Here is a 12,666-nt window from a genome sequence, read left to right on the forward strand (position 1 = left end):
TGTTTAGGCGCACTGCTATGAGCCCACAATATCTTAACATAGTTTACATGTGAATTGTTAAGAGAATGTAAAGGTTTTATGAAAAATTTTAGATTTTCATAAAAAATATAAAAAAGACGCAATCCTGTAACAAGATTGCGTCCTTTTGATCCTTGGAAGCTCATCCGTCAACGTCTGTTAACAGTGTCTCCAACTTGCTACGTTTGTACCCATGTTACATGCCCTTCAAATGTCGGTTTGTTTGGCACGATATGAAAGAAAGTTTTTCCAGGGACAAACGGCAGCTCTGCTCCATTCTTTACAATTCGAATCATTCCATCTGGAGCTCTTACCCATTCTGCTTCGATCGCTTTGCCTTTCTGGAACAGAATAGCCGAGCCACCTTTTGTCAGATCGACGGCCAATCGTCCCTCTTTATCAAGCGTCTTGTGATCCGCTCCAAGAACAACCAGATTTGTACCGGAAAGCTGTTCATTATTGTTCATATCGATATGCGGTTTGTCGCCTATCGACCGTTTGTATAAGCCTGATACAGAATCGTACTTGTATCCAACGTTATAATTTTTGAGCATAAAATTTATCGTAATGTCGGCTGCTGGGACACCAACCTCTGTGGAACCCGCTTCCGCGAACGTATAAGGCGGAACCTGCTTGTCCATGCTGTATTTCTTCTTCTCTGCGCCTGTACGCAGCTTCTCTAGATTTGAATACAAATTATGCGGCGCCTTGCGTTCCTTGCTTCTCCAGAAGTAGCTGCCTGCATTCGAGATTTCATCCAAATAAGGTTTGCCCTGCCTCTGCAGCACTGCATAACCATCATTGCTCGCCCCTGCATGGGCAAGCACAGCGCCATAACTGTCTCCAATATCAATAAGATAAGGTCTAATGCTGCGTATAGGTCCAATCGTATCGGTTATTGCGCTCGTACTCTGAAATACGGCAATTAAACGAGTAATGCCGCCTTCCGCAAGCACTTCCCAGATTACGTCAGCGTTTGTTAAACCAGACTGTGGACGAGCTGCTGCGAAATTATTAATCATAACGACAATCGGTCTTGAGGTTGCCGCATTTTCCAATTTAAGTCCGCTTAGCGGAGCATCATAAGGGAGCGGCGTCGGTGCTGTTACAGGCTCATCCGTACTATTAGGATCCATAATATCATTTGTCTCTGTCGGTGTATCGTTGCTGCCTTTCCCTCCACTGCAAGCTGTAATAAGGAGTATAAGCGATAATAATAGCAAAACTGCCGATTTTCGAATTCTTTTATTCATGCGTTAACCTGCCTTTTCCCGCTAAAACATAGCTTGTATTCGTTTTCATATTACTTCCATTTAAACACAATTGAGGGCGTATGTCTCGACAAATAAGTTGCTTTCCAGGTTAAAAAATCCAAATTTTTCATATCATATCCCAATTTCCTGACAGAAAGCTTGTTCTTAGCACCGCATGGACGTGCGACAAAAAAATAGAAGGGACAAGCTCTTGGCTAACAAGAACTTGCCCCTTCTATTTGTTCATATCGCTTTAAATACTCCAGTGATGCCATTCTTCTTGCTGTTTATCAAGTCCGTTTAGCCAATCTGAGGTTACGCGTATCGCTTCCTCCTGATGATTGCGAGTGGAGTAGGTGTGATTCGCTTGAAAAATAATTTCCTTATCGCAAAGGCCCTCATTGCGGGTCCAGAACACCTTCTGGTATAAGAAGCTGTAATCGACAGGTATAAGCTCATCGCTAGTACCGTGAACCAGCAGCACCTCGCCGCCAAATTTAGTAGCCGCTTGGAAAGGCTGATGTTGAAGCAGCGAATCAAAAAATACAGGCTGCAGCGTATACCCTTGATAATCGGAACTTCCTCCAGTTACAGCATCGTCATAGCTGCTGCGTCCTACGATCCGTACAATGTCATTGAAGGGATAAGCAACAGGCGACCAAAGCACAAGACGTTTAGCGCGCTTATCTTTAACTGCTGTCATAATCGCTACCGCTCCGCCTAGACTGTGGCCAAGCAATACGATTCTGAGCGGATCAACACATTCCATGCTTGATAAATAATTAATCGCGCTTCTAGTCTGATCAACCATTGAATCAAAGCCAAGAGCTCCGTAGTCACCGCTGCTCTCGCCGCAGCCGCCATAATCGAAACGAAGGACATAAGAGCCTTGCGCCGCAAGCGCTCTAGCCGTTTTTACAAACAAACGGTCAACGCCTATGCGAGAGCCTATAAATCCATGGCATATAATGATAGCTTGTTTTTTTTCTGAATCGTTTTTATTTCCATCCGTAGGGTAATGCAGCGTTGCCGCAAGCTCAAGCTCGTTATGTCGCAGCGTCAAGTGCTTTTCCATCCGATAACCTCCTGAAAGCCTATATATAATAATTCCTACCCGTATACTATGAATTAATATTAAAACCATAATATCATCACTGCTCTGTACCTGTCAATCTCACAAAGAAAATAAAACCAGCAAACTTTATACTGCTCCTAATCGGGACATACTACCCATATGTTTAGCAGATTCACATTTTAGGAGGTGCAAAGCTATGCCTTTATGGATTGCCTTTATAAAGGATCACTGGCTGTCCTTGCTGCTTATTATAGGAATCGCAGTTGCGATATCGTTTGTATATGCGAACCGCAAGCTGCTGTTCTATAATGAATGACGATAAGAGCACCGCGAGAAGCTGAGGGAATGGATTATTCCTCATGCATGATCGGCACTCGAATCGTCACAATTGTTCCGGCTCCACGTTCGCTGTCAATGGTTAACTGACCGCCGTGGAGCTCAATGATCTCCTTGCAAATAGCTAGTCCGAGTCCAGATCCGCCATGGCCGGTACTCGCTTTATAAAACTTTTCAGTGACATGCGGCAAGTCCTCTGCTTCAATCCCACAGCCTGTATCCGCTATCGTGAGCATCGCGCTATCTTGTTCGATGGTCGTCGCTACACGAATGGTGCCGCCAGCAGGTGTAAACTTGAGCGCATTGTCAATTAGATTAATGATCACCTGCTTGAGTCGATTCGCATCCCCTCGAACAACGATGGGGCTTTTGCCATAGTTAGCCAAAATCCGTACCCGTGTATGCTCTTCACGAACCCCTAGCTGATTAACCGTTTCTTTAACCGGACCATTGAAATCAAGCACTTCGCTATGCAGCTCCATCGTCCTAGCCGACAGCTTCGAGAAATCGAGCAAATCTTCGACCAGCCCCGATAAACGCTCCGTTTCCTTGCTAATAATGGATAAGCCCAGCTTTACCTCTTCATCATCCTCGGTAGGCTCGCTTTCCTTTAAGGTTTCACTCCAGCCCTTAATCGATGTAAGCGGGGTGCGAAGCTCATGGGATATCGAAGAAATAAAGTCATCCTTCAGCTTCTCACGTTTGCTAAGCTCTAATACCATGGCATTAAACGTTTCCGCTAGCTGACCAATTTCATCATCATTCCGCTGAATAGCCCGATGCGTCCAATCTCCCTCGGCCATATAGCGCGCCGCTCGTGTAAGCTCTCGAATCGGCTTGACGATTCGCTGGGCGAGAAACAAGCTTAAGCCAAGAAACAAAAGGACAACTCCGATACCAACCGCTGTTGCCATCCGGATAAGCAAGCTCACCATCGCATCTACTTGATTTAAGGAAGCTGAATAACGAAGCATGGATACGACCCGTGTTTCATTCCAAAGCGGTATCGTGACCGACATGACCCGCTCTCCATAATAAGGATCAACTCCCCGCCAGCTTCCCGTTGTCCCTGCAATCGCGGACTTTACATCAGCAGTCGTATAACGAATATCTGGTGCAAAACCGTCGGAATCGATCCGAATCTGACCCGTGCTATCAAGAAGCTGCAGCCTAGTGCCGCTTTCAACCATGTATTGCAAAATATAATCGCCCTGATCCTTCACTGTAAGCGAGGAAAGTGAACGGCTGTGCAGTGTTAACGCCGACTCCGCACGTTGTTTAACGGAGCTCTGCGCGCTTCCGTAATAGTAGTTCCACATTAATGCTGCGAACACGCCACCAAGTACGCTGACGACAAGCACGATGAGCAGCAAATAGCTCCACACCATTCTCGTTTGTACGCTTTTCATTCGTCGCCGCCCCGCTTCCACCGATAACCATAACCCCAAACCGTCTCAATAAAGGCTGGATCGGATGGGTTTTTCTCGATTTTCTGGCGAATTCTTCGAATATTCACGTCCACTACCTTAAGATCTCCAACATAATATCTGCCCCATACCTCTGTCAAAATATGATCACGGCTGACGCTCTCGCCGACTCGTTCCATCAATAGTCGTACAAGCGTCCATTCCGTAGGCGTCAAAATAATTTCCTTACCCTGCTTCCACAGCTTCCGCTCTGCTACAGAGAGCCGGAACGGCTGTACGTGCAGCTCCTGATGAAAGCTGCCGCTTCCATAAATCATCGTAGGCTGCTGTTCTTCTATCGGACGCTGAACATTAAATGCAGATGTCGGTGCCGCTATAGGCGCTGCTTCGCCGCGGGACACTTCCTCACTTGCCGCAATCGATTCAAATGCAGCACCAACCACTTGCTCCTGATCATCCAGCTGAGGCTTCATTCTCCGATAGAGCGACTTAATCCGCGCAATAAGCTCGCCTGGACTGAACGGCTTCTGCACATAATCATCTGCACCTAGCTCCAGCCCATGAATTTTATCCTCTTCCTGCGACTTCGCCGTCAGCATAATAATACCCATGCGCGGATAACGGGCACGCAGCTGCTCGCACACTTCAAATCCGCTGATCGTCGGCAGCATAACGTCAAGCAGCGCAATATCGATAGGCCCTTCTGTATCTGCAAGCGCTAACGCTGATTCGCCAGTTTCCGCCTCTATCACTTCCATATCGTTGCGCTTTAGATTAATGCGGACAAAGCCGCGGATGGACTCCTCGTCCTCCAACAATAATATACGCATAACTTAAAGCACCCGCTTTTCTCTCTTAATCGTTACGGATAGTAAGCGAAGATGCAAACTCTGCTTCTACCCCTGCCATCTCGCTAAAAGCTTGCCGGTCTGCTTCAGGCCACTCGGCTGGAGCTTCCACTACGAATGAAACCGCAAAAACATTGCCGCTGTCCGTCATTAACTGCCGATATCGTTTAGATTGCTGCTTCCAAGTTGATTCAACGCTATCCCACTGCTTCTGCGGTACTGCATATAAGGTCGCCAGTTTGGCTGTCTTATTCAATTTTTCATTCCAGTAATCGATGGATACAAGGGCATGCGGCTCGTTCAAGCTGTGCATCGTATAACGGCCTAACCATTGTTCTGGTATACGAAGCTGTATACCATAACTATAATCAGAAAACTCCTCTGTTATTTTCACAAAATCAGATTTACCGTCCCATTGCATCCATTCATCCAACCATTTGGAATCGGAATAAGGGACCTCTGAATAACCCGGAGCCTCTTTCGTCCATGACAGTTCAAAAATACCATCGCCATTTATATCTTTGCTCATCGTTGGCGTTCCGCTAATTCCTTCCTGCCCTATAGAACGATTCGGATAAACGAGCCTGAGCTTGTTTCGCTCCCACACGTACATGGTGGTATAAGTGCTGTGCGCGCCGGTCGACGCTTCCAAAATAATACCTCTACGAGTAGGTGAAATCCGTCCAATGAGCAAACGATCATAACTATTCACTTCTTTATACAGGTTCTCTGTATGTATTTCCCGCATGCTCCCGTTGATCCAATTGTAAATGGTTAAATGGAATTCAGGCAGCGCCATTTCTTGATTCGTACCGATCTCCGATATAATCGCAAGCTCCATTCGTCCATCCTCATTAATGTCGCCCGTATCTCCATAAGAATAAGGCAAGGTCTCCATAGGCTTCAATGTCAATTTGCCGACGTCGTTGCGAACTGGCTTTGATTTAAACGAATAAATCTCGAGCACATTCGGACTGTCAAAAGCTCCGATCCACCCGATCATGATTTCCATTTGACCATCATTATCGAGATCCTCTATTTTCAGCCAATCGATTAATCTGGCCAGCGGCTGCTGAATGAGCACCCATGGCTTCCATACTGAATTCGTATATTTGAACACCATTAACTCAGGTGAACTGTATTCATTGTAATAAGAAACGATAGCCTCTTCCGTTCCGTCTCCGTCCACATCAATGAGGCGTATGGCTTCCATATGATCCTCTCTAAGAGGAAGCGTCAGCTTGCTGTAATCCGGTAAATTTTTTTCAATTGCCTGCACGATAGCCTGTTTCTCGGGTGAAATAGCAGGCTTCTGCAGAAGATCTGCAGGCGCGGCTGTATAACGACAGCCAGCTGCGAGCAATAGGAGTGGAATCAAGCCGCCGAGCATTAAGCTCCATCTCATGATTGGTCCACGCCTATTTCTCACATTACTATCACTTGCGTTATCCAACGTTGCAGCCTCCTCGTGCATGTTCCCAGTTAAGCCAATTGATCGGCAGTCACTAACGTATAACCCATATTTTCCAAAAGATCAATGATAGCAGGCAAAGCGTGTACCGTATTTTTAACATGTTTGCTTCCAAAAGAATGCATTAATATCATACCATTTGGTTTGGCTTCTTTCTTAATCATTTTAATCATATCGGAAGACGAGGTTCCCGCCCAGTCGCGCGTGTCGATATTCCAGCCAATTAGTTCACGATGATTTTCTTTCACTAATGCTTTAACTGTATCCGATACCGCCCCATAAGGTGCGCGGACCATTGCTGGTGTTATGCCGATCGCTTCTTTAATTGCGTTGTCTGCTTCTTTAAATTGTTCAATAATTCCCTGCTCGTCTAGCTTAGACAAATCCTTATGATTGTTTGTATGATTGCCAATTGCATGCCCTTCGTCTACAATACGCTGCAGCACTTCTGGATTTTTCGTAACTTGTTGCCCGACTACAAAGAAAGTGGCCTTAACTCCTTTTTCCTTCAGGATATCCAAAATATCGGTTGTATAACGCTTGTCTGGACCATCGTCGAACGTGAGCGCGATAAGTTTTTTACCTTTGTCTGGCTTTGATGCTGCTATGACTTGATCCGGCTTGTCCAGCTTTTCCGTTACAGGAACTTCAGGTTTTCCCTTGTCTGGTTCGACTGGCTTATTATCCACATCGCCATGAATGATATCACCGTCTTTGCCTCCGTTGTTGCCGATAATGACGACATCTCCGTCACCTGTAGTTCCGCTTCCCGTTTCTGGTCCTTTCTCGTTGTTCCCATTATCTACAATGGGATTTTTCTCGCCTGTCAAAAGCGTTGATAAGCTTAATCCGCCTTTTGCCCCACAAGCACTGAGGCTCATGATTACTACAATCAATAGAACTCCTAAAAACAAAAAACGACGCTTTCTTACTTTTTTCATTACACTCACCTTCTATTCCTCGCTGATAGTTTCATTGTAACGCTGCGGCATATTGATAGAGTTACAAATTAGTAACACCTTTCGAGTGATTTTGACACACTTGGCATAAAAATAGGCGGAAATAAAAAAAAGCCAACCAGAGATTTCTGGTTGACCAAAATAAAGGAAAGACCATATTTTTATTTCGTACTAAGCATCTTAGATTAGTGCTTTAGCTGCGATGTCCGTACGGTTTTGCTTGCCTTCAAAATCGATCACGCTAACCGCTTCATACGCGCGTGCACGAGCCTCTGCAATGTCGCGGCCGCGGCCAACGATACCTAGAACGCGTCCGCCGTTTGTAACGAATTGCCCATCCTTCTCAGCTGTCCCAGCATGGAACACGAGAGCTCCCTGCGCTTCTGCTTCTGCAAGACCGGTAATTACGCGACCTTTTGGATAAGAAGCTGGATAACCTTCCGATGCGACAACAACACAAACGGCTGCTTCCTCGCTCCACTGAATATCAAGTTGATCCAAATTGCCATTCAGCGATGCTAACACGATGTCAATAAGATCCGTTTGCAAACGAGGCAGTACAACCTGCGTTTCCGGATCACCCATGCGAGCATTAAATTCGATCGTTTTTGGACCGTCCTTCGTAATCATAAGACCAGCGAACAAAACGCCGCGGAATGGACGGCCTTCGCTGACCATCGCTTTTGCTGTTGGAATGATGATGTTCTGAATCGATTCGTCAATGATGGCTTGATCGATATGAGGCAGCGGTGTATAGGTTCCCATGCCGCCTGTATTTGGACCTTTGTCTCCATCAAAGATGGGCTTATGATCCTGTGCTGGAACCATAGCGCGCACAGTCTCACCGTCAACGAAAGCGAGAATGGACATCTCTTGCCCGACTAAGCATTCCTCGATAACGATTTGGCTTCCTGCTTGGCCGAATACTTTATCAACCATCATGTCGCGCAGCGCTTGCTCCGCTTCCTCTAGCGTAGCTGCAACCGTAACGCCTTTACCAGCTGCGAGCCCGTCAGCTTTAATAACGATAGGAGCGGATTGCTCACGAAGGTAAGCGGACGCCGATTCATAGTCGGTGAATGTTTCATATTTCGCCGTAGGAATATCGTATTTTTTCAATAGATTTTTCATGAAAATTTTGCTGCCTTCGATTTCAGCCGCATTTTTGCGAGGACCGTATGCCACGATTCCTGCTGCTTCGAATGCGTCTACGATACCATCTGCAAGCGGATCATCTGGACCTACAAAAACAAGATCAATTGCAGCATCCTTTGCAAACTGAATAAGCTCATCAAATTGATTGACCGCGATCGGTACAATTTCAGCTAGCTGAGCAATACCTGCGTTGCCCGGTGCGCAAAAAATTTCTTTTACCTTCTCGCTTTTCTTAAGCGCCCATACGATTGCATGCTCTCGTCCGCCGCCGCCAACTACCAAAATACGCATAACCGTTAACCTCCCAAATGACTAAATACAATCAAAAAACGCCTTCGGCGACCTTTGTACGCTGAAGCAGCTTTGACGAATAAAAATAAGCCCTATAGCTAAGAAACTTATTTTAAAAAATGCAGCCACCGCCCGCGCCAGCTCTCTGTCGTTAACGTGCGGCTGCCTATTTGAATAGCTGTGCCAGGTTCTAGTGTTTAAAGTGACGTACGCTTGTGAACACCATCGCGATGTTGTTCGCATTAGCCGCAGCAATCGACTCTTCGTCTTTGATTGAGCCGCCTGGTTGAATGATCGCCGTGATGCCAGCTTTGGCAGCAAGCTCTACCGTATCGCCCATTGGGAAAAATGCGTCCGATGCAAGTGCTGCTCCTTTTGCCGCTTCGCCAGCTTGTTCAATTGCAATGCGAGCTGCGCCGACGCGGTTCATTTGACCGGCGCCAACGCCAATCGTCATATCGTCCTTCGCAAGCAAAATCGCATTAGATTTTACATGTTTAACAACTTTCCAGCCGAATAGCAGCTGTTTCAGCTCTTCCGCAGTCGGTTTGCGATCTGTTACAAACTGCAAATCTGCTTCTGTAACCGAATGAACGTCGCTCTCTTGTACGAGCATACCGCCGTCAACTGAAGTAACAAGCCATTCCGGCTTGCGCTCACCAGCTGCCGAAAGCTCTCCCAGCTTCATCAAACGGATATTTTTCTTCTTCGTCAAAATCTCAAGCGCTTCAGGCGTGAAGTCAGGCGCGATGATGATTTCGAGGAAAATACCGCCAAGCAGCTCAGCTGTGTCTGCACCGATCGTACGGTTAGCAGCTACGATACCGCCGAAGATCGACGTTGGGTCTGCTGCATAAGCTTTTTGATAAGCTTCATGGATTGTAGCGCCGATTCCTACGCCACAAGGATTCATATGTTTGACAGCAACGACCGCTGGCTCATCGAATTCTTTTAGAATTGCGAGTGAAGCGTTGGCATCGCTAATATTGTTATAGGAAAGCTCTTTGCCGTGCAGTTGCTCAGCAGTCGTTACGTTGCCTGCTGCCGCAAGCGGCTTGCTGTAGAATGCAGCTTTTTGGTGCGGGTTCTCACCGTAACGCAGATCCTGTACCTTCTCGTAAGTAACGGTATACGTTTCAGGCAATGATTCGCCTACTTGCTTGGTCAAGTAATCAGAGATAAGGGAATCATAAGCCGCAGTATGACGGAACACTTTGGCAGTCAAGCGTTTGCGCGTCTCAAGCGTCGTATCGCCTTGTGCTTTCAATTCCTCAATCACCGTACCGTAGTCGGCTGTATCTACTACAACCGTTACGAATGCGTGGTTCTTAGCAGCTGAACGAAGCATCGTCGGGCCGCCGATATCGATATTTTCGATTGCATCCTCATAGGAAACATCAGGTTTCGCAATCGTTTCTTTGAACGGATACAAGTTAACGACAACGAGGTCGATGTAATCCAGGCCAAGCTCCTTCATCGTGTTCTGATGCTCTTCATTGTCACGCACCGCGAGCAAGCCGCTATGTACGGCCGGGTGAAGCGTTTTGACACGACCATCCAAAACCTCCGGGAAGCCCGTTACATCGGAAATACCGATAACCGGAATGCCTTCCTTTTGCAGCATGCTGAATGTACCGCCCGTCGAAATAATTTGCACACCTTGGCTAGCCAGTTCTCTAGAAAACTCCACGATTCCTGACTTATCCGAAACACTAATTAACGCTCTGCGAATTGCCATGCAAATCCCTCCTCATCTATTTGACCAAACAATTTCTCTTCTCCAAATACTGCATCCACACTTGCCGATAGGATAGATCTCATCATCGGTGTTGTTTCGGGACAAAATAGATCTAGTTTCTAGTCCTATTTCACACTATTGCACTAAATTGAGCTCATATCAGACGTTTCGAGACAAAATAGATCTAGTTTCTAGTTCTATTTCGCCCAAAACCGACCAAGTTTGTGGAATAGATCTACTTTCTAGTCCTATTTCACACTATTGCACTAAATTGAGCCCATATCAGACGTTTCGAGACAAAATAGATCTAGTTTCTAGTTCTATTTCGCTTAAAACTGACCAAGTTTGTGGAATAGATCTACTTTCTAGTCCTATTTCACACTATTGCACCATTTTGAACTCATATTAGCCGTTTACCGTCACATGACGACCATTCAGCGTGACGCGACCCTTCGCGATATGCTGAATAACTGCGGGCAGCAACGTCTGCTCGGCTGCGTGAATACGCTCCGCGAGCGAATCTTCCGTATCTCCGTCCAGCACTTCGACTGCCTGCTGCGCGATAATTGGTCCGCTGTCCATGCCGCCGTCCACGTAGTGAACGGTGACGCCAGTCAGCTTAACGCCGTACGCAAGCGCCTGCCCTATGCCATTCACGCCGGGAAATGCCGGCAGCAGCGCCGGATGAATATTAATCATCCGGCCATAAAACGGCTCAACCAGCAAAGGCGTAATAATGCGCATGTAGCCTGCAAGCACGATCAGCTCAACGCCGCGCCGCGCTAGCTCAGATATAATTTCCGTCTCATAAGCTTCGCGAGACGGGTATTCCTTCGGCGTGAACAGGAACGTGTCCACACCAGCCTTCCTTGCGCGCTCCACAACGGGAGCGGCAGGCTTGTCACAAACAAGAAGCTCGATGGTTACATCGAGCTTCCCTTCCTGCACCGCATCTACAATCGCTTGGAAATTCGTACCTTGTCCCGAAGCGAAAACAGCGATGCGAAGTGCTCCCATTATACTTCCGCTCCCGTAAACGTTACGATGCGGCTTCCTTCCGTAACCGTTCCGATACGGTAAGCCTGCTCACCAAGCTCAGAAGCGATGCGAAGAGCTTCATTTGCTTGATCAGCTGGAACAACAATAACTAGACCAATACCCATATTGAAAGTCGTGAACATATCACGATTCGTAATCGCGCCTTTATTTTGCATCAAATCGAAGATTGGCAAAATCGGCCATGAGCCGTATTCCACATCAACGTTCACGCCGTCAGGAAGTACCCGCGGAATGTTCTCGATAAAGCCGCCGCCAGTAATATGCGCCATGCCCTTCACTTCCACTTGCTCAACCAACTTAAGCGCCGATTTCACGTAGATGCGTGTTGGCTCAATCAGCACATCGCCTAGCTTCGCGCCGCCAAGCTCTTCAAGCTCTTGATCAAGCGAATAACCCGCATCTTCAAGCAGCAAGCGACGAACGAGCGAGAAGCCGTTGCTGTGAATACCGCTGGAAGCAAAACCGATAACCGCATCGCCAGCAGCGATAGTTGATCCGTCGATCATTTTTTTCTTATCCACAATCCCTACTGTAAAACCAGCGATATCGTATTCTCCGCCTTGATACATGCCAGGCATTTCAGCTGTTTCGCCGCCGATGAGTGAACAGCCAGCTTGTACGCAGCCTTCTGCAATACCTTTAACGATCGCTTCGATTTTCTCAGGAACGACCTTGTCGCATGCCAAGTAATCAAGGAAGAACAACGGCTCCGCGCCTTGTACGATAATATCGTTCACGCACATGGCTACGGCATCAATGCCGATCGTGTCATGCTTGTCCATGGCAAAAGCAAGCTTCAGCTTCGTTCCGACGCCATCTGTTCCAGACACGAGTACAGGCTCATCGTACTTGTCCTTGTTAAGGCTGAACAGACCGCCAAAGCCGCCAAGCTCTGCCAGCACCTCTGGACGGTAAGTCCGTTTTACGTGCTTCTTCATCCGTTCAACCGCTTCGTTGCCTGCCGCGATATCGACGCCGGCTTTTTTGTACGCTTCTGACACTCTCGGTCAACTCCTTAACTAGTTTAGGAGCAGCA

10 protein-coding genes are annotated in these 12,666 nt (G+C 47.1%); all 10 read right to left on the bottom strand.

Going from position 1 to position 12,666, the window contains the following annotated elements; genetic code table 11:
* Positions 1 to 197: 197 nt before the first annotated feature.
* The gene (locus ACIFSR_RS25890) at positions 198 to 1,271 is read right to left on the bottom strand and encodes a DUF3048 domain-containing protein (protein WP_430061029.1); all 1,074 of its coding nucleotides are present in this window, start codon (positions 1,269 to 1,271) and stop codon (positions 198 to 200) included.
* 253 nt (positions 1,272 to 1,524) lie between these two features.
* Positions 1,525 to 2,346 (bottom strand): alpha/beta hydrolase, encoded by an 822-nt coding sequence (locus tag ACIFSR_RS25895; protein ID WP_430061031.1) that lies wholly within the window; start codon positions 2,344 to 2,346, stop codon positions 1,525 to 1,527.
* Positions 2,347 to 2,696: 350 nt separating this feature from the next.
* Positions 2,697 to 4,091, bottom strand: a complete 1,395-nt coding sequence (locus tag ACIFSR_RS25900; RefSeq protein ID WP_076271089.1) for a sensor histidine kinase — start codon at positions 4,089 to 4,091, stop codon at positions 2,697 to 2,699.
* Positions 4,088 to 4,939 (bottom strand): response regulator transcription factor, encoded by an 852-nt coding sequence (locus tag ACIFSR_RS25905; protein ID WP_430061033.1) that lies wholly within the window; start codon positions 4,937 to 4,939, stop codon positions 4,088 to 4,090. The genes ACIFSR_RS25900 and ACIFSR_RS25905 overlap by 4 nt, the downstream gene beginning before the upstream one ends.
* Positions 4,940 to 4,964: 25 nt before the next feature.
* Positions 4,965 to 6,410 carry an FG-GAP repeat domain-containing protein gene (locus tag ACIFSR_RS25910; RefSeq protein WP_430061035.1) on the bottom strand — a complete coding sequence of 482 codons (1,446 nt, stop codon included), beginning with the start codon at positions 6,408 to 6,410 and terminating at the stop codon, positions 4,965 to 4,967.
* Between the two features lie 29 nt (positions 6,411 to 6,439).
* Positions 6,440 to 7,369: a polysaccharide deacetylase family protein gene (locus ACIFSR_RS25915; protein ID WP_430061037.1), complete on the bottom strand. Its 930-nt coding sequence runs from the start codon at positions 7,367 to 7,369 to the stop codon at positions 6,440 to 6,442.
* 198 nt (positions 7,370 to 7,567) lie between these two features.
* On the bottom strand, positions 7,568 to 8,833 hold the full coding sequence (purD, locus tag ACIFSR_RS25920; RefSeq protein WP_430061039.1) for a phosphoribosylamine--glycine ligase: 1,266 nt from the start codon (positions 8,831 to 8,833) through the stop codon (positions 7,568 to 7,570).
* Positions 8,834 to 9,023: 190 nt separating this feature from the next.
* The gene (gene purH / locus ACIFSR_RS25925) at positions 9,024 to 10,571 is read right to left on the bottom strand and encodes a bifunctional phosphoribosylaminoimidazolecarboxamide formyltransferase/IMP cyclohydrolase (protein WP_339206953.1); all 1,548 of its coding nucleotides are present in this window, start codon (positions 10,569 to 10,571) and stop codon (positions 9,024 to 9,026) included.
* Positions 10,572 to 10,976: 405 nt separating this feature from the next.
* Positions 10,977 to 11,588, bottom strand: a complete 612-nt coding sequence (gene purN / locus ACIFSR_RS25930; RefSeq protein WP_430061041.1) for a phosphoribosylglycinamide formyltransferase — start codon at positions 11,586 to 11,588, stop codon at positions 10,977 to 10,979.
* Complete coding sequence (gene purM / locus ACIFSR_RS25935) at positions 11,588 to 12,631, bottom strand: phosphoribosylformylglycinamidine cyclo-ligase (protein WP_076271095.1); 1,044 nt, start codon at positions 12,629 to 12,631, stop codon at positions 11,588 to 11,590. The genes purN and purM overlap by 1 nt, the downstream gene beginning before the upstream one ends.
* Positions 12,632 to 12,666: the final 35 nt, after the last annotated feature.

It is taken from the genome of Paenibacillus sp. NRS-1760, from assembly GCF_050467785.1.
Classification (GTDB): Bacteria; Bacillota; Bacilli; order Paenibacillales; family Paenibacillaceae; genus Pristimantibacillus.

Excerpts from the sequence above, each read along its gene's own strand:
- ACIFSR_RS25890 (WP_430061029.1), bottom strand. The coding sequence starts at position 1,271 with ATGAATAAAAGAATTCGAAAATCGGCAGTTTTGCTATTATTATCGCTT.
- ACIFSR_RS25895 (WP_430061031.1), bottom strand. The coding sequence starts at position 2,346 with ATGGAAAAGCACTTGACGCTGCGACATAACGAGCTTGAGCTTGCGGCA.
- ACIFSR_RS25900 (WP_076271089.1), bottom strand. The coding sequence starts at position 4,091 with ATGAAAAGCGTACAAACGAGAATGGTGTGGAGCTATTTGCTGCTCATC.
- ACIFSR_RS25905 (WP_430061033.1), bottom strand. The coding sequence starts at position 4,939 with ATGCGTATATTATTGTTGGAGGACGAGGAGTCCATCCGCGGCTTTGTC.
- ACIFSR_RS25915 (WP_430061037.1), bottom strand. The coding sequence starts at position 7,369 with ATGAAAAAAGTAAGAAAGCGTCGTTTTTTGTTTTTAGGAGTTCTATTG.
- purD (WP_430061039.1), bottom strand. The coding sequence starts at position 8,833 with ATGCGTATTTTGGTAGTTGGCGGCGGCGGACGAGAGCATGCAATCGTA.
- purH (WP_339206953.1), bottom strand. The coding sequence starts at position 10,571 with ATGGCAATTCGCAGAGCGTTAATTAGTGTTTCGGATAAGTCAGGAATC.
- purN (WP_430061041.1), bottom strand. The coding sequence starts at position 11,588 with ATGGGAGCACTTCGCATCGCTGTTTTCGCTTCGGGACAAGGTACGAAT.